The 17,148-nt window shown below is 66.2% G+C and carries 17 protein-coding genes and 1 tRNA gene; 6 read left to right on the top strand and 12 right to left on the bottom strand.

Features of this window, described 5'->3' with window-relative positions; translation table 11 throughout:
• Window positions 1-22: 22 nt before the first annotated feature.
• Window positions 23-832 (top strand): GTP cyclohydrolase FolE2, encoded by an 810-nt coding sequence (gene folE2, locus BW991_RS13140; RefSeq protein WP_076602569.1) that lies wholly within the window; start codon window positions 23-25, stop codon window positions 830-832.
• 94 nt (window positions 833-926) lie between these two features.
• Here the strand turns inward: folE2 and BW991_RS13135 are convergent, their stop codons facing one another.
• The 7 genes from BW991_RS13135 to BW991_RS13105 form a co-directional block, all read right to left on the bottom strand.
• Window positions 927-1,379 (bottom strand): MaoC family dehydratase, encoded by a 453-nt coding sequence (locus BW991_RS13135; RefSeq protein ID WP_076602568.1) that lies wholly within the window; start codon window positions 1,377-1,379, stop codon window positions 927-929.
• A gap of 190 nt (window positions 1,380-1,569) precedes the next feature.
• On the bottom strand, window positions 1,570-1,851 hold the full coding sequence (locus BW991_RS13130; protein ID WP_076602567.1) for a hypothetical protein: 282 nt from the start codon (window positions 1,849-1,851) through the stop codon (window positions 1,570-1,572).
• A gap of 70 nt (window positions 1,852-1,921) precedes the next feature.
• Window positions 1,922-2,758: a spermine/spermidine synthase domain-containing protein gene (locus BW991_RS13125; protein ID WP_076602566.1), complete on the bottom strand. Its 837-nt coding sequence runs from the start codon at window positions 2,756-2,758 to the stop codon at window positions 1,922-1,924.
• A 144-nt stretch (window positions 2,759-2,902) separates the two neighbouring features.
• A tRNA-Pro gene (locus tag BW991_RS13120) sits at window positions 2,903-2,979 on the bottom strand.
• Between the two features lie 14 nt (window positions 2,980-2,993).
• Window positions 2,994-3,962 (bottom strand): octaprenyl diphosphate synthase, encoded by a 969-nt coding sequence (gene ispB / locus BW991_RS13115; protein WP_076602565.1) that lies wholly within the window; start codon window positions 3,960-3,962, stop codon window positions 2,994-2,996.
• An 87-nt stretch (window positions 3,963-4,049) separates the two neighbouring features.
• Window positions 4,050-4,796: a glycerophosphodiester phosphodiesterase gene (gene ugpQ, locus BW991_RS13110; RefSeq protein ID WP_076602564.1), complete on the bottom strand. Its 747-nt coding sequence runs from the start codon at window positions 4,794-4,796 to the stop codon at window positions 4,050-4,052.
• A gap of 7 nt (window positions 4,797-4,803) precedes the next feature.
• Window positions 4,804-6,123, bottom strand: a complete 1,320-nt coding sequence (locus BW991_RS13105) for an extracellular solute-binding protein (protein ID WP_170879099.1) — start codon at window positions 6,121-6,123, stop codon at window positions 4,804-4,806.
• 152 nt (window positions 6,124-6,275) lie between these two features.
• Between BW991_RS13105 and BW991_RS13100 the strand changes: the two genes are divergently transcribed.
• The 4 genes from BW991_RS13100 (at window position 6,276) to BW991_RS13085 (ending at window position 11,631) form a co-directional block, all read left to right on the top strand.
• The gene (locus tag BW991_RS13100) at window positions 6,276-6,683 is read left to right on the top strand and encodes a hypothetical protein (RefSeq protein ID WP_076602563.1); all 408 of its coding nucleotides are present in this window, start codon (window positions 6,276-6,278) and stop codon (window positions 6,681-6,683) included.
• 140 nt (window positions 6,684-6,823) lie between these two features.
• Window positions 6,824-7,933 carry a 23S rRNA (cytidine(2498)-2'-O)-methyltransferase RlmM gene (gene rlmM / locus BW991_RS13095; protein ID WP_076602562.1) on the top strand — a complete coding sequence of 370 codons (1,110 nt, stop codon included), beginning with the start codon at window positions 6,824-6,826 and terminating at the stop codon, window positions 7,931-7,933.
• Between the two features lie 205 nt (window positions 7,934-8,138).
• Complete coding sequence (locus tag BW991_RS13090) at window positions 8,139-9,614, top strand: DEAD/DEAH box helicase (protein WP_076602561.1); 1,476 nt, start codon at window positions 8,139-8,141, stop codon at window positions 9,612-9,614.
• 169 nt (window positions 9,615-9,783) lie between these two features.
• The gene (locus BW991_RS13085) at window positions 9,784-11,631 is read left to right on the top strand and encodes an EAL domain-containing protein (RefSeq protein WP_076602560.1); all 1,848 of its coding nucleotides are present in this window, start codon (window positions 9,784-9,786) and stop codon (window positions 11,629-11,631) included.
• 4 nt (window positions 11,632-11,635) lie between these two features.
• On the opposite strand, the gene BW991_RS13080 is transcribed toward BW991_RS13085, so the two are convergent.
• The 4 genes from BW991_RS13080 to BW991_RS13065 form a co-directional block, all read right to left on the bottom strand.
• The gene (locus tag BW991_RS13080) at window positions 11,636-11,968 is read right to left on the bottom strand and encodes a hypothetical protein (protein WP_076602730.1); all 333 of its coding nucleotides are present in this window, start codon (window positions 11,966-11,968) and stop codon (window positions 11,636-11,638) included.
• A gap of 108 nt (window positions 11,969-12,076) precedes the next feature.
• The gene (locus tag BW991_RS13075; RefSeq protein WP_076602559.1) at window positions 12,077-13,450 is read right to left on the bottom strand and encodes an NAD(P)(+) transhydrogenase (Re/Si-specific) subunit beta; all 1,374 of its coding nucleotides are present in this window, start codon (window positions 13,448-13,450) and stop codon (window positions 12,077-12,079) included.
• Window positions 13,447-13,743: an NAD(P) transhydrogenase subunit alpha part 2 gene (locus tag BW991_RS13070; RefSeq protein ID WP_076602558.1), complete on the bottom strand. Its 297-nt coding sequence runs from the start codon at window positions 13,741-13,743 to the stop codon at window positions 13,447-13,449. The genes BW991_RS13075 and BW991_RS13070 overlap by 4 nt, the downstream gene beginning before the upstream one ends.
• Window positions 13,744-13,757: 14 nt before the next feature.
• Entirely contained in the window at window positions 13,758-14,882 is a 1,125-nt protein-coding gene (locus tag BW991_RS13065) for an NAD(P) transhydrogenase subunit alpha (protein ID WP_076602557.1), read from the bottom strand.
• A 272-nt stretch (window positions 14,883-15,154) separates the two neighbouring features.
• On the opposite strand from BW991_RS13065, the gene corA reads away from it, so the two are divergent.
• Window positions 15,155-16,252, top strand: a complete 1,098-nt coding sequence (corA, locus tag BW991_RS13060) for a magnesium/cobalt transporter CorA (RefSeq protein WP_076602556.1) — start codon at window positions 15,155-15,157, stop codon at window positions 16,250-16,252.
• Here the strand turns inward: corA and BW991_RS13055 are convergent.
• Complete coding sequence (locus tag BW991_RS13055; RefSeq protein ID WP_076602555.1) at window positions 16,241-17,002, bottom strand: PP2C family protein-serine/threonine phosphatase; 762 nt, start codon at window positions 17,000-17,002, stop codon at window positions 16,241-16,243. The two genes, corA and BW991_RS13055, sit on opposite strands and share 12 nt — an antisense overlap.
• Window positions 17,003-17,148 lie beyond the last annotated feature (146 nt).

The raw sequence follows: 17,148 nt of genomic DNA, 5'->3' as shown, positions 1-17,148 counted from the left end.
GCAACCAAACAGAGAACGCGACATGAAATCCCACGAGAGCCACGCCATTCCTGACGTCCAGAACGCCAACGACAGTCGTCAGCTGGCCATCAACAAGGTTGGCATCAAGTCGATTCGCCACCCCATCCGCGTCAGCGACAAGAGCGGCGGCGTGCAGCACACGATCGCGACCTTCAGCATGTATGTCGGGCTTCCCCACAATTTCAAGGGAACCCACATGTCGCGCTTCATCGAGATCCTCAACGGCAACGAACGGGAAATCTCGGTCGAGTCGATCGAGCCGATGCTGCGCGAGATGGTCAAGCGCCTCGAAGCCGAGACCGGCGTCATCGAGATGAGCTTCCCGTACTTCATCAACAAGACGGCCCCGGTTTCCGGCGTCCAGAGCCTGATGGACTACGAAGTGACCTTCGTCGCGGAAATGCGCGAAGGCGGCGAATACGTGTTCGAGATGAAGGTCGTGGTACCCGTGACGAGCCTGTGTCCGTGCTCGAAGAAGATTTCCGAATACGGCGCGCACAATCAACGCTCGCACGTCACCGTCACGGCGCAGACCAACGACTTCCTGTGGATCGAGGAGCTCGTCCAGCTCGTCGAAAGTCAGGCATCGTGCGAACTCTACGGTCTGCTCAAGCGCACGGACGAGAAATTCGTGACCGAGCGCGCCTACGAGAACCCGAAGTTCGTCGAGGACATGGTGCGCGACGTCGCCGGCCTGCTCAACGCCGAGAAACGCATCGACCGCTTCGTGGTGGAATCGGAGAATTTCGAATCCATCCACAACCACTCGGCCTACGCGCTGATCGAACGCGACAAGCGCCGCGACGCCTGATCCGGTCCGACGCGAAACGGAAAACGGGAGGCCGCACACTGCGGACCTCCCGTTTTTCATTTCGCGAAATGGCCCGCGAACGGGCCGGAACACGTCAGTCGCGTGCGGGAACCAACATCTCCGCCTCGCCTTCCAGCACCACCTTGCCGCCCACGGTACACGTGGTATCGAAGATCGCACGCCGTTTCGGCGTGTTCAGCTCCTTCAGCGTGACGCGTGCCACCACCGTGTCGCCCGGCTTTACGGCCGCCTTGAACTTGAGCGTCTGCGACAGGTAGATACAGCCCGGTCCGGGCAGCTTGTTCGCAAACACCGCGGAAATGTAGCCCGCCGACAGCATGCCGTGGGCAATGCGGCCGCCGAACATCGAGTCCTTGGCGAACTCCTCATCGACGTGGGCCGGATTGGTGTCGCCGGACACCCCCGCGAACATCAGGATGTCGGCATCCGTCACGGTGCGGCCGGTCGCCGCGGTCATACCCACCTTCAGGTCCTCGAAGCGATATCCGAGGAACTCGGAAAAGTCGCGCGTCTGTTGTTCAGTCATCTCGGTCAGTTTCCCCTGAATCCCTTTTCCGGCGCGGAAAAGCCGCGCTCGGCACAGGGTTTTGTATTTATCTGAGCTGTCGGTCCGGGCCTCGGACTCGACCCCGACAGCATAACTCAGGCGACACGACGCACATGTGACAGACGGCAACCGCACTGCCCGCCGCGGGCACATACGCAACCGCCGGGGGCTAGCCGCCGTGCTCCTGCTCGTAGGCGGACGGACTGACCCCCGCATGGCCGAGATATTCGCGCAGCTGCTTGATGTCCTGCTTCGTGCAGGCGCTGCCGTGGTGCGGATAATGCAGAAACCCCTCGACCTTGTTCAGTACGATGCGAAAACGGGCGCCGTGCGCCGGCTCGATGGTCGCGCCGAGGTGATTGAGAAGTGACTCGACCTCGCGCCAATGGATGTTGGCACTGATCGGATCCTGGAAGATGGCGCGCAACAGCGCGATGTGCTTGTGACTCATTCTCGACCTCCTTCGGATGGCGCCCCGTCCGCCGTGGCCGCCGGCGCCCATGCCCCGGTGCTCGCTGCAGTCAGTCGCCGCGCCAGCGGTGCAAACCCTCGTCCCACAGGTCGGGACGATAATGCGCGCGACGCTCGAGGCGCTGCTGGATGCGTTGCGCCGTCGACATTATCCCAATCGGGTGATGCGTGGCGAGCATTCGCGCACGTTCAAGCAGCTGCCGGCGTCGCGGCGGAAAGCCGCGCCCCTTGCATGCGAACGCGATGCGATTGCTGTCGTGTTCAGCCCCGATCGCGACGAAACGGTCCTCGAAGCTGTCCCGGATGCGCGACGCGTAGAGGCCGTAACGCCGGTCGCCGGACCAGAGGTTCACCGCCATGACCCCGCCGCCGGCGAGCATCGTGTGGCAGTCGTCGTAGAACCCTGAAGTACACAGGCAGTCGGGCTGACCACCGCGATCGAAACCGTCGATCAGCAGGACATCGGGAGCATGCTCCCGCCGGCGCACGTAATCCGCACCATCGGCACACACCACCCGAAAACGCTCTCCGTCCGGCGGGATGCCGAACGCATCGCGCAGGGCGATCACGTCCGGATCGATCTCGACGGCAGTGAAGCGGACGTCCGGCAAGGTGCGCAGACAGTATTTCGCCAGCGAACCGCCGCCGAGTCCGATCATCACGATGTCGCGCGGCTCGGGATTGAAGAGCAGGAATCCCATCATCGCGCGCGTGTAGTCGATCTCGAGGGTGGCGGGATCGTCGAGCCGCATCTGGCTCTGCACCGTCAGGGCCTCGAAATGCAGCGCTCGCATGCCGTCCACTTCGACGACATACGGACGCCCCTCCTCGCCTGACGTCGATGCGAGAGCGCAATACCGCAACAGGGAAAGCTGATCGAGCGTCATTTCCACAAGCCGGTCATCGGACGACCGACGATTCCCAATGTACGTCACCGTGATGACGACGATGGTAACGCGCCACGGCCCCGAATGCATCCTCCGGGCCCGGAAACGAAAAGACCGCCATTCGGCGGTCTTTTCTGGAATAGGTGGTCGGGGAAAGAGGATTCGAACCTCCGGCCCCTGCGTCCCGAACGCAGTGCTCTACCAGGCTGAGCTATTCCCCGACGCTCTGCAGGTGTCAGTGATCTCGACCAACTGCAAAGTCCGATAATTGTAGCAGCGCTTCTTTGAAAATGGAAGGGGGAACTGCGGAAAGCGCGTCGGCCGCCAGCTTGGCCTCGGCGCGCGCGTAACGGCGCGTCTCCTCCAGCGCCCCGGATTCATGGATCGCGACGAGGATTGCCGCGAAGTCGTCGCGCCCGCCCGTTTCGATTGCCCGACGCACGAGCGCGGCCTGCTCCGGCGTGCCGTGCTGCATCGTGTGGATGAGCGGCAGCGTCGGCTTGCCTTCGGCCAGGTCGTCGCCAAGGTGCTTGCCGGTCGCGGCTTCATCCGAGGAGTAGTCCAGCACGTCGTCGATGAGCTGGAAGGCCGTTCCCAGGTGCATGCCGAAGGCCGCGATCGCGGTTTCCGTCTTTTCATCCGCACCACCGAGGATCGCGCCCAGGCGCGTCGCGGCCTCGAACAGCTTCGCCGTCTTGTAGCGGATGACGCGCAGGTAGTCTTCGATCTCGACGTCGGCGTTGTGGCAGTTGAGCAACTGCAACACTTCGCCTTCGGCGATGATGTTGGTCGCATCGGCCAGCACCTGCATCACGCGCATGTTGTCGACGCCGACCATCATCTGGAAGGCGCGCGTGTACAGGAAGTCGCCGACCAGCACCGACGCGGCATTGCCGAACATCGCGTTTGCGGTCTTGTTGCCGCGTCGCAGCTCCGACTCGTCCACGACGTCGTCGTGCAGCAGGGTTGCCGTGTGAATGAACTCCACGACCGCGGCAAGCTGGTGGTGGTTCGTTCCTTCATACCCCATCGCACCTGCCGCGAACAGCACCAGCGCCGGGCGCATGCGCTTGCCGCCGCTGTGGATGATGTACTCCGCAATCTGGCGGATCAGGACGACGTCGGAATGGAGACGCTGGCGGATGACCGCATCGACCGCCTGCATGTCGGCGGCGATCGGCGCGTAGAGCTGCTTGGTTGACAAGATGAAGCGCCCGGCGGAACAAAAAGAAGATGGTAGGGGGGCGGGCGGCGTGCCGTCAAGAATCGCACGCGGGCCGCTCGCGCGCACTCATCGGCGCGGCGCCCGGACGATGTCGGGACGGTCGGTGATCACGCAGTCGACACCCCAATCGAACAGCGTGCCGGCCCGCCCGGGATCGTTGACCGTGTAGGTCACGACCCACAGGCCGGCGGCGCGCGCCGCAGCGACGCAGTCGGCATCGAGGTGGCGGTGATCGGCATGGAGGGCCGCTACGCGCAGCCTGCGGCAGCGTGCGAGCCAGTCGGGCGGCACGGCCCCGACCAGCAGTCCGCGGCGCAGGCCGGGTGCGAGCGAGGCCGCGATTTCGAGCGCGCGTTCGGAAAACGAGGACAGCAGGACCGCGTCGGGCGCGGCAGCCCACAGCGTGCGCGCACGCCGCACGACGCGCTCGGACGTTTCGGCATCGGTTCCGTGCGACGGCTTGATCTCGAGGTTCACCGCCAGCCCCAACGCCTGGCAGCGGGCCGCGGCGAGATCCAGGCAGGGAACGGGTTCGCCGGCGAAGCGCGGATCGAACCAGGAACCCGCATCGAGTGCGAACAGGGCGTCGTCGGAGGTGTGCGCGACCGGCCCGTAACCGTTGGTGGTGCGCTCGAGCGTTTCGTCGTGGATCAGCACGGGCGAAGCGCTGCCGCTGAGCATCACGTCGAATTCGACGCCGCGGCAGCCGTTCGCAGCCGCCGCGGCAAGCCCGGCCAGGGTATTTTCTGGCGCGAGCGTTCCACCGCAGCGATGCGCAAGCACCGCGGGGAGTGGAAACTCCGGGCGGTGCATGCCGAACTCAGCGCGGAACGGGAAACATCGCCTGGACGCGCGTCACCGCGTTGTCCAGCGCTTCCTTGGCCGGCTTGCGGTCGGCCCACACGGCACTCAGCTCCTCGTCGAGGATGCCCAGCACGCGCGCACGACCGATGAAGCTCGACGCGCTGGAATCCGCCGTTGCGGGCTTGTTGCCGAGCTGGGCGACGGCGACCTTGACGTTCTCGAGGTCGGCGCCGAGGACGTCGCTCTGCGCGGCAAACAGGCCGGCGCGGTTGAGCGGCAGATAGCCGGATTCGCGCTGCCATGCGACCTGGTTTTCGGGTTGCAGCCAGAAGGCGACGAAGCGCGCGACGCCCTTGTACTCGGCCGGCTTCTTGCCCGCCGCGACCCACATCGCGGCTCCGTCGGCAAGGGTATTCTGCGGAGCGCCGGGGAAATCCTCGTGATACGGCAGCGGCGCGATGCCGATGTCGAATCCGGCCTTGCGGCGGAAATCGGTCCAGCTGGACGACGGGGCGGCGATGACGGCGCATTCGCCCGAGGCGAAGCGCTGCTCGGCCTCGGACTGGGCGTCGAAGGTGTGGAGGTAGCGTGCGCGATGCCAGCTCGCCATCATCGCGACGTGCTTGACCTGCAGCATGCCGTTGAAGGCGGGACGCTCACCCTTGCCCTGGCGTGCCGCGACCGGCTCGTTGTGCCAGGCGCTGGTGTTGCCGATCATCACGCGCCCCGGCTGGGACACCGTGTAGGGGCATTTCGAGCCCGCATCGAAAAGCTGGCCGAGCGCCTGCTGGAGGTCGAACCAGGTCTTGGGCGGCGCATCGGGATTGAGTCCGGCGCGCTGGAATTCCTTGCGGTTGATGTACATGACGGGCGTCGAAAGCCCCACGGGAAGCGCCAGCAGCTGCCCCTTGGCGTCCGTGAGCGCGCGATCCATCATTGCCGGCGGCTTGAGCGTCTGCAGCGGCACCCCCGCTTCGCGCATCACGCTGGAGAGGGCCTTGTAGCGCGGCTTGCCGGCGCCGAGGAACTGGTCTTCGTCGCTGCCTTCCAGGATCGCCATGTGCGGCGCGTCCGTGTCGCTCCAGGTGGCCGCCTGGACGACGAGGCGATAATCCTTGCTGCCCTCGTTGAAGCGGGCGACGAGCTTCTGCAGCGCCTCTTCGCGCTCGGGGCTGAGCTGATGCACGAGACGGATTTCCGTCGGCCCCGCCGGCTCTGCGGCCGCCTTGGCAGGTTTCGCCTTCGCCGCATGCGCAGCGACCGGGAATCCGACACACACCATCGCGGCGACACCGGCCACGACACCATTGCGCAACACTCGAGCCAAGGGCTTCATTCCTGCTTCCTTAACGACCGTAAAATGCCAAGAAATACATTATAAAACCCTTCCACCCTGCTGGCCCGGGCCGGCTTCCAAACATTGCGTCAAGATTTTTCCTCCGCGGACGTTATACATCTCGAACCCCGTGACAGGTACAAGGTAACCCCATGCTCGCGCAACGTGTGATTCCACTATTCCTGCTCCTGAGTCTCGGCGCCTGCGAGCAGCTGAGCAACGCGCTCGACCTGCCCGATCCGCACAAGACAGCCGCCCTTGCGGAGGCCGAAGGAAAGGCGATCGGCGGCGCCTGCCGGCACGCAGGCCGCTCGCTGGAAGACTGCTACGCCCTCAACGTCAAGGCGCAGAAGGCCGCCATCTTCGCGGGCTGGCGCGAGATGAACGACTACATGATGCAGAACAACCTGCCGACCGTTCCATCGCAGGTCGCCCATCCCCAGGCACCGGCCCCGGCCCCGGCCCCGGCCCCGGCGGCGGCAGGCGGCGCAACGGATGCCGGCACGGGCGGGACGCCCCCGGAAGACCGCACGGCGAAACGCCCGCGCACGGCACAATGACCGGTTCGTCATGAATGCCGGCGCGCCGGATGGGCGCCCGATGTTTTCCGGCGCTTTGCGGCACCCCCGCCGCGGCTTATCATCCGCGGCCATTCGATAACAACACACAGCGCGGACGTTCCCGCAGCGAGCCCCTCCCCATGTCCCTGACCCCGTCGCCGCGATCCGGCTTTGCCGCCAACGGCCTTCTTGCACTTTGTCGTGCCGGCTTCGAGAAGGAAACCGCGGCCGAACTCGATGAATTTGCCGCCGGACTCGGGCTGATGGGTTTCGTGCGCGCCCAGCCGGGGACGGCCTTCGTCGTGTTCGAAACGCCCGAACCGGTTCCGTTCGCGGAACTCGCCGAGCGCTGCGACTGGCGCAGCCTGATCTTTGCCCGCCAGCTCCTGCCGTGGTTCGCGCGCGTCACCGACCTGCCCGAACGCGACCGCGCGACGCCCATCGTCGCGGCGGTGCGTGCGAGTAGCCAGCGCTTCGCCGACCTGCTGCTGGAGACGCCCGACACCGACGAGGCGAAGCAGCAGTCCGGCTTCTGCAAACGCTTCACGGCGCCGCTGCAGCGCGAGCTGGACAAGGCCAACACCTTCCGCGAACGCGCGAAGGGCCTGCCGGCGCTGCACGTGCTGTTCTCCGACGCGCATACGGCCTGGCTGTGCGCCGCCCTGCCGGGGCGCGCGGCACTGTGGCCGATGGGCATCCCGCGCCTGCGCATGCTGCGCGAGGCGGCGAGCCGGTCGACGCTGAAGCTCGCCGAAGCGTTCTTCACGCTGCTGACCGAAGAGGAACGCAACGCCAGCCTGCGTCCGGGCCTGCGAGCCGTGGATCTTGGCGCCGCGCCCGGCGGGTGGACCTGGCAGCTTGCCCACCGGGGCCTGCGAGTCACCGCGATCGACAACGGCCCGATGGCGCCGTCGGTGATGGCGACGGAGATGGTCGAGCACCTGCGCGCGGACGGATTCACGTGGCGACCGCCGCGCCCCGTCGAATGGCTGGTGTGCGACATGGTCGAGCAGCCGACGCGCATCGCAGCGCTGGTGGCCGACTGGATCGGCACGGGCCGCTGCCGCCGGGCGATTTTCAATCTCAAGCTGCCGATGAAGAAGCGCCTCGAGGCGGTCGAGCAGTGCCGCGCAATCATCGCCAAACGGCTCGGGCCGAACGGGCCGTTCGAGCTGCGCTTGAAGCACCTTTACCACGACCGCGAAGAGATCACCTGCTACCTCGCGCTGCGCAATCCGGGCGGCGCCTGAACGCTGGCCGCAGTCGGGAGCGGCCAGCTCACTGCATTGCAACAAACGGGCGCGATCGTGCATGTATAATGCGCTTTTTAAAGTACCCGGCCTGCCGGTTGGCGCGAGCCCTTTCCGGAACCCCGACGTTCCGGTCTCCGTTCCTCCAGTCGCCTCTTCTGGCGTCGCGCCCGACGCGACAGGCCCCCATGGAAGATAGGCGCCTATGAGCTTCGCCGACCTCGGGTTGATTCCCGAGTTGTTACGCGCTGTGGCCGACACCGGCTACACCACCCCTACCCCGATCCAGCAGCAGGCCATCCCTGTCGTGTTGTCCGGCCGCGACATGATGGGCGGCGCCCAGACGGGCACCGGCAAGACTGCCGGCTTCACACTACCCCTGCTGCAACGCCTTTCCCGCCACGCCAGCACCTCGACGAGCCCCGCGCGCCACCCGGTGCGCGCGCTGATCCTAGCGCCCACGCGCGAGCTGGCGATGCAGGTGTTCGAATCGGTAAAGACCTACAGCAAGTACGTCCCGCTGCGCAGCACGTGCATCTACGGCGGCGTCGACATGAAGCCGCAGATCCAGGAACTGCGCAACGGCGTCGAGATCGTCGTCGCCACGCCCGGACGCCTGCTCGACCACGTGCAGCAGAGGACGATCGTGCTGAACCAGGTCGAGATGCTGGTGCTGGACGAAGCCGACCGCATGCTGGACATGGGCTTCATTCCCGACATCCGCCGCATTCTCGACCTGCTGCCGGCCTCGCGCCAGAGCCTGCTGTTCTCGGCGACCTTCTCGGACGAGATCAAGAAGCTCGCCGACCAGATGCTCAAGGAGCCGCAGCTGATCGAGGTCGCGCGCCGCAACATGGTGTCCGAAACGATCACGCACCGCGTGCACCCCGTGTCGGCCGGCCTCAAGCGCAACCTGCTGGCGCACATCCTGCGCCACGAACCGGACACGCAGGCACTGGTGTTCGTCGCAACCAAGATCGAATGTGGACGCCTTGCGCACTTCCTCGAGCGCCACGGCATCGCTGCCGACGCGATCCACGGCGACAAGGGACAGGCGCAGCGCACCGAGACGCTGGAGGCGTTCAAGTCGGGCAAGTTGCGCGTGCTGGTGGCGACCGATGTCGCCGCGCGCGGGCTGGACATCGACGATCTGCCTTCGGTGATCAACTTCGAACTGCCGCACACCGCGGAAGACTATGTGCACCGCATCGGCCGCACCGGCCGCGCCGGTCGCCAGGGCCACGCGGTGTCGCTGGTGAGCTCCGAGGAGAAGCATCTTCTCGCCGAGATCGAGAAGCTCATCAAGCTGCAGATCCCGCAGGAAGCCGTACCGGGTTTCGATCCCGAACCCGATTTCCACGAGGCCGGGACACGTGGCAGGGGTCGCCGCGGCCCGTCCGCGAAGACGTCCGATGCACCGCGCGAACCGGCGCCGCGCGAGCCGGCACCGGGCGCCCGCAGCACGGCCCCCGCCCGCAGCGGCGACACGCGACGCCGCGGCAGGTCAACGATCGCCGCAGACGGTTTCGATTTCAGCAAGCCCTACGAGCCAACTACTCCCGTCGCAGCGACCGCGGCAAGCCTGCAACCGACGGACACCGAGACCGACAAGCGCGGCGCACCGCCACGCCGTCACGCACGCCCCATCGCGGTCCTGCTGGGCGGTCTGGGACGCAAGTAAGCCGTCCGCAGGCGGCATTACGGCAGGGCGCGGCAAGTGAGCGCAAGAGACGGCAATCGGGCGGAATTGGGGGCGCCCTTGCCGCCTATTCGGCGCAATCGTTGCGACACGTTCGAGTATTCTGGGCCTACGCCGAAACATCGCCCGAATACGTGGAACGATCGCCCCCATGAACGCAGCCCGTCGCCCGCAGGGTAACGAACATCCCGAAGAAGAGCCCTTCATCCCGGATTTCTCCGAAGGCGCGGAGACGGGTCTCTACCTTGCCCTCTTCGAGCTGATCGACGAGGGGCTGATCATCACGGGCGACGAGGTGGTGCTGGAGGCCAACAGCGCGGCCTGCCGCCTGCTGGAACGCGACTACCGGCAGATTGCCGGCAAGCCCCTTGCCGACCTCTTCCCTTCGGAGCGCGACTTCCTCGACGCACGCGCCCGCCTCTTCATCCAGGGCGAGATGCGCGGCAGTCTGCGCGTGTCCTTGCCGGGCGAACGGCATCGCGACCTGCGTTTCGTTGCCGCCGCGCGCATCCGGCCGGGCATCCACGCCCTGATCCTGAGCCCCGACGTCATCGCCGAGGCTTACGCCAGCAGCACATTCGACGAGACGCCGGCAGTGGATGCGCTGTGGCCCCGGCTGGCGGCGGCGCTCGAACAGCCGGTGATCGTCATCGACGAGCGCGACCGCATTGCCGCGGCGAATGCGGCGGCTCTCGGCGCGCTGGGGCTCACGCGCGGCAGCCTGGTCGGCCAGGCGGTCGGCGACTGTCTCGGCATCGACTGGCCGGCGGCGGACGCCGCCCAGGTCGCACGCCTGAAAGTGCCGGGACGCGCCGGCGAGATTGCCGCACGCGTGCTCGTCGGACCGAAACCGGACTGGCGTCTGCTGATCCTGCCGCCCGCACAGCACGGCACGGCGACGGAAAATCCTCCGGCGCCACCCGGCGAGAGCGTGCTGGAGCGCATGTTCGTCGACAGCCCCTTGCCGACCTTGCTATGCGAGGGTCCGCAACTGCGCATCCTTGCCGCGAACGCAGCCGCGGCACGGGTGTATGGCTATTCGCGCGAAACCTTGTGCACGATGGATATCGGCGCTCTGCGCACGACACCGGGCGACGGCCGGCACGCCGCCGAGCCGGGCATCTGGCAGCACCGGCGCAGCGACGGCACAACCTTCGACGTCGATGTCGTCACGTATGCGCTCGACTCGGCTGCCCATCCCGGCCTCGTGGTGGTGATGCACGACCTGCCCGAAGCCCCCCTGCTGGCCTTCGAGACGCGCTTGCGCCAGGCGGTCGATCTCGGCCAGCTGGACGTCCATTTCCAGCCGCTGGTGGACGTCCGCGACGGCACCGTGCATGCCGGCGAAGCCTTGTTGCGCTGGCATCACCCCGAACTCGGGCTGATTCCCTTCCAGCGCTTCGCCGGAGTCGCGCGCGATTCGGGACAGCTCGTGCGCATGGGCGACTGGGTGCTGCATGCAGCCTGCACGGCCGCAGCGGCGTGGCCGCGGCACGAAGGTCGCGTCGTGCGCGTCGTCGTGAACGTGGCGCTCGAGCAGCTGCTGCACGGCAACCTCGCGGAACGCGTGCATCACGCGCTGAGCGCGTCGGGCCTCGATGCGGCGCGGCTGGAGCTGGATCTCGACGAGCGCGTGCTCGACGATGAGCACACCCGCCTGATCGGAATGCTGCAGGCGATCGCGGAAACCGGCGTGCGTCTGGCGATCGACGATTATGGCCGCGGCCTGTCGTCGATTCCGCGGCTCAAGCGCTACCCGCTGCACGCCCTGAAGCTCGATCCCCTGCTCGTGCGCGAGGTCGGCATTCGCGAGGACAGCGAGGCCATTGTCGAGGCGATCACCGGCATGGCCGGGGTCCTCGGTCTGGACGTGCTCGCGCGTGGGGTCGAAGCGGAAGGACAGGAGGCCTTCCTGTCCGCCCTCGGATGCCGGCTCCAGCAGGGGCCGCTCTTCGGCCGGCCAATGGCGCCCGACGCCTTCAGCGCCTTCCTCGCGTAGCGGATCAGTAGGCGAGCAGCGTCCGGCAGGTTTCGGTGCGGCCGGTGATGCGGCCGAAACTCGCGAGCTGCGCCTTCACGAAATCGTCCGGCACGCGGTCGTCGGCGCAGTAGTCGCGCAGTTGCAGCGCATAAGCGAGGTTCTGGAGGTCACGCTGCGTACGCGACAACGCCGGATAGCGGTAGCCGGTGGTATCGCGGAAGGAGCGATCCGGTTTCGTTGTTTCAGGGGCTGCGGCGGGGGAAGACGGGGCGCCCGCATTCGCGGGCGCGGTCTGCGCCGACAGGGCCGCGGGCAGCAGCAGGGTCAAACTTGCAATCAGGGCACGCAACAGCATCGGCCAGTCCTCGCCAATCACCGGTTCCCGATATTACGGCACGGCCCGCCGCAGACTGAAGCGGCCAACGGCCCCTTTCGGGAGCCGCAGGCCGCTTCCGGACGACGCTCAGACCTCCAGCGCCTTCACGTGGGTGATGACTTCGCCGATGATCTGCTGCGCACTGCCGTACAGCATGCGGCAGTTGTCCTTGTAGAACAGCGCGTTCTCGATGCCCGAGTAGCCCGCCCCCTGGCCGCGCTTCACGACGATGACGTTGTGCGCCATGTCGACGTTGAGGATGGGCATGCCGTAGATCGGGCTGGACTTGTCGGTGCGTGCAACCGGGTTCACGACGTCGTTCGCGCCGATCACCAATGCCACGTCCGCCTGCGGGAAGTCGGCGTTGATCTCCTCGAGGTCGAAGATCTTGTCGTAGGGCACGCCCGCTTCGGCGAGCAGCACGTTCATGTGGCCCGGCATGCGGCCCGCGACCGGATGGATCGCGAACACCACCTCGACGCCGCCCTCTTCGAGAAGTTGCGCCATCTCCCACACCTTGTGCTGCGCGCCCGCCACCGCCATGCCGTAGCCCGGCACGATGATGACCTTGGAGGCGTAGCGCATGACGGAGGCCGCATCGAGCGCGGAGAGTTCCTTCATCGAGCCTTCGATCGCCTCGCCACCACCCGCGGCCGCACCGGAGAGCGGCGTGAAGATGATGTTGCGGATCGGCCGGTTCATCGCCTTCGCCATCAGCTGGGTGAGCAGCGTACCGGAGGCGCCCACGACGATACCCGCGACGATCAACGCCGGGTTGCCGAGCACATAACCCTCGAGACCCACCGCCAGACCGGTGAAGGCGTTCAGCAGCGAGATCACCACCGGCATGTCGGCACCGCCGATCGGGCTGGTGAGGATCGCACCGAGCGCCAGCGCGACGACGAAGAAGGCGATCACGAGGGCCGACGGCGGCGTCTCGACGACGACAATGGCCAGGCCCAGCACCACGGCGAACGCAGCGAGGCCGACGTTCACCATGTTCTGCGCCGGCAGCCGCCAGGCCTTGGTCATGATGCCCTGCAGCTTGGCGAAGGCGATGCACGAGCCAGAGAAGGCGACCGAACCGATCAGCGCGCCGAGCACCGCCAGCGTGGTGCCGGCCACGCCGTGCGAGCCGCCACGCGCGAACTCGAGCGCCGCGATCGCGGCCGCCGCGCCGCCGCCCATGCCGTTGTAGATGGCGACCATCTGCGGCATGTCGGTCATCTTGACGACGCGCCCGCTCCACCACGCGACGCCGCCGCCGAGCACGATGGCCGTGATCATCAGGCCGTAGTTCTGCATGCCCGGCGTGTAGAAGGTGACGAGGGTCGCAGCGATCATCGCGTAGCCCGCCCACACGATGCCCTTGCGCGCGGTGACCGGGGAGCTCATCGCCTTGAGGCCGAGGATGAACACCACGGCAACCGCGAAATAGGCCAGCTGGATGACGCCGTTCATTGCGCACCTCCAGTCTTGGACTTGAACATCGCGAGCATGCGCTCGGTCACGACGTAGCCGCCGGCGGCGTTGGCCGCGCCGAGGAACACCGCGACGAAGCCGATGGCCAGCTGTCCGGGGTCTGCCGGATCGGCGTGACCGAGCACGACCATCGCGCCCACGAGCACGACGCCATGCACGAAGTTCGACCCCGACATCAGCGGGGTATGCAGGATCACCGGCACGCGCGAGATCACCTCATATCCGGTGAATGCGGCCAGCATGAATATATACAGCGCGGTAATGCCTTCCACTTTGCGTCCTCCCCTTACAGTCCCAGAACCTGCCTGACGCCGGCGTGTCGCAGCTCGCCCGCATGGGTGAGGCAGCAGCCGGCCATCACTTCGTCCTCCCAGTCGAGCACGAGCTCGCCGTCCTTGATGAAGGGGGAGATGAAGTTGAAGAGGTTCTTGGCGTACATCTCGGACGCATGCACCGGCATGCGGCTGGCAATGTGGGTGGGGCCGATGAGGAGAACGTCGTTGATCCAGGTCTTCTCGCCGGCGACCGTGCCTTCGACGTTGCCGCCGGATTCGGCCGCCATGTCGACGACGACTGCGCCCGGCTTCATGCGTGCGACCATGTCGGCGGTGATGATCTTGGGCGCCTTCCTGCCCGGGATCGCCGCGGTGGTGATCAGCGCATCGCACTGCGCCACGGCCTTGGCGAGGCGTTCGGCCTGCTTGGCCTTCTCCTCGTCGGTGAGCTCACGCGCGTAGCCGCCGGTACCGGCTGCGGACACGCCGGTGTCGACGAACTTCGCACCGAGCGACTCGATCTGCTCGCGCGTCTCGGGGCGCACGTCGTAGGCTTCGACCATCGCGCCGATGCGGCGCGCGGTCGCGATCGCCTGCAGGCCTGCGACGCCCGCACCGATCACGAGCACCTTGGCCGGGCGGATGGTGCCGGCTGCATAGGTGAGCATGGGGAAGAACTTCGGGCTGTGGTCGGCGGCGATCAGCGCGCACTCGTAGCCCGCAACGGCGGCCTGGCTGGAGAGGGCGTCCATGCTCTGCGAGCGGGAGATCCGCGGCAGGAGCTCCAGCGCGAAGCTGGTGATCTGTTTTTCCATCAGCTGCTGTACGCGCTCGACGCTGAACCAGGGCTGCAACATGCCCAACAGCACGGCGCCCGGCTTCATCGCCGCGATCAGTTCGGCCGAAGGCGGCTGCACGCACAGCACGGCGTCGGCCGCGGCGCACACCTCGACGCCGCTCGACGCGACCTGGATATCCGCGAACATGTCGTCGCGCAGATGCGCGGGCATGCCCGCACCTGACTGAATCACGACCTTGGCACCGAGGCCGAGGTATCTCTTCACTACATCGGGAACGACCGACAAACGTCGCTCGCCCGCGATCACTTCCGCTGGAACTCCGATCAACAGAGCCATTGGCTGTCCTCCCAGACTGGGTTGGTAAATGTGTACGCTTGCGCGGGCCAACTCCGACGGCGGACATAGAAACACCGCGGCCGACCGCTCCGCAGCGCAATTTCCGTTTTCGACTCTCCGATGATCCGCGACTGAATTTGCAGGTGCTGGCGCCATCACCTGTTCTATTGTTTCGATGCAAACTGCAAATTTCTTGCAATTTGCGCTGGGCGCTTGACGGATAATACCGATTGCGGTTTGCAGCGCAACCTGTTCATGCAAGAAAGTTCCCGATGAAGACGTCACGCAACGGCACCCGACGCCGCAAAACAAAGGCCATCACCACGGCGAAGGCCGGTCTTCCACCCGGTTCGCTGGTCCACGTCGGCGCAGTGAAGACCGATCGCCCGGAGATCACGCTGATCGCCTACGACGAGAACGGGATCGAGGAGAGGCGCTTCGCGAGCATCGTCGAATCGCGCGAATACACGCCGGCACACGAGCGTCTGTGGCTCAACGTGCACGGTCTGCAGAATGCCGAGATCCTCGGCGAGATCGGGCGGCGCTTCCAGCTGCATCCGCTGGTGCTCGAAGACATCCTGAACACGCACCAGCGACCGAAGATCGAGGACTATGGCAGCTACCTGTTTTGCGTCCTGCGCGTGTTCGAGTACGACGCGGCGTCGCGCACGCTCGGTTCCGACCAGATCAGCGTGGTTCTGGGGGAAAACTTCGTCCTGACCTTCCAGGAACGGCGCACCGGCATCTTCGAGCCGATTCGCGACCGTCTGCGCGCGCCCTTGGCGCCCGTGCTGAAACGCGGCACCGATTACCTCGCCTACACGCTGCTCGACGCGGTCATCGACCGGTATTTCATCGTGGTCGACCAGCTCGGCGACACGGCCGAACAGCTCGAGGACGATGCGCTCGCCAGCCCCACCCCGGCACTGCTGCGCACGATCAACCTGGTCAAGCACGACACCCAGCTGCTGCGACGGGCGATCTGGCCGCTGCGCGAGGTCCTGAACAGCCTGCTGCGCGGAGAAAGCGCGTTCTTCCAGCAGGATACCCGCCTCTACCTGCGCGACGTTTACGACCACACCATCCATGTGATCGAGACGCTGGATGCCGTGCGCGAGTTGCTCGGCGACCTGATGGACATCTACCTGTCGGCCGTCAGCAACCGGCTGAACGTCGAGGTACGCATCCTCACGGTGCTGACGACGCTGTTCCTGCCGGCGACGCTCATCACCGGCATCTTCGGCATGAACTTCGAACGGATGCCCCTGATCGCGGACGGACAGGGCTTCTACGTCGCGCTGGCGATCATGGCCGCAGTCGCTGCCGCGATGGCCGCGGCCTTCTGGCGGCGCAACTGGCTAAGACTGTGAGGCGGGGGACTCGACGAGCTTGATCAGGGCGAGGGAGATGTTGTCGCCGGCGCCCGCCCCGCGCTTGCGCGCCCGCTCGATGAGCACTTCGGCGGCGTCGCGCGCGCCGCGCGAGCACACTTCCGCGGCGATCTCGGCGTCGAAGAGGAGCCCCCACAGTCCGTCCGAACACAAAAGAAAACTGTCGCCGGCCTGCGGCCTGACCGCCTGCCCGAGAGCCACCTCGGGAGGCCTCTCGCTTCCGAGGCAGGACAGCAGGACATTGCGCTTGGGATGAATGCGGGCTCCGGCGTCGTTGAGCTGTCCCTTGCGCTGCAGGTCACCCACGAGGGAATGGTCCTCGCTGCGAGTCAACAGGCAATTATCACGAAAGTGATATAGACGGGAATCTCCGCAATGCGCCCAGCGTATCTCGCCGGGCTGCAGCACGAATACGACCGCGGTACTGTGAGGCTCCTTCTCGCTCGTCAGACGCGTGAGGCGGATGATCAGGTGAGCCTCGTTGACGATGGTGCTCAGCAGGCTTCCGGCATCCTCCGAACGCGGAGAATAATCATCGAAGTTCTGCCGGGCCTTGAGCAAGACCTGCTCTGCCGCCATGGCGCCACCGGTATGCCCGCCCATCCCGTCGGCAAGCACGGCCATGAGCATTCCGGGCTGGCGCGGATGCGCGAAGACGCCCACCCGGTCCTGCTGTTCGCGCCGATCTCCGATATGGCTCGCAACGCAGGTTTCTACTGTAATCGGCATGGACGACAAGGCTCGTACTTTTGCGCCGATATTACAGTGCATATCTATTTAGCGGTAGGGCATGCGCCACCGGACTGCAGGCCCTCGTGACGAGAATCACACCCCGACCGGGACGCCGGGGCTGCATCCATGGTGAGCTATCCGCA

Origin of the sequence: Aromatoleum tolulyticum, from assembly GCF_900156155.1 — a bacterium.
In the GTDB taxonomy this organism is placed as follows: Bacteria; Pseudomonadota; Gammaproteobacteria; order Burkholderiales; family Rhodocyclaceae; genus Aromatoleum; species Aromatoleum tolulyticum.
This window is presented reverse-complemented; position numbering and strand designations above follow the sequence as displayed.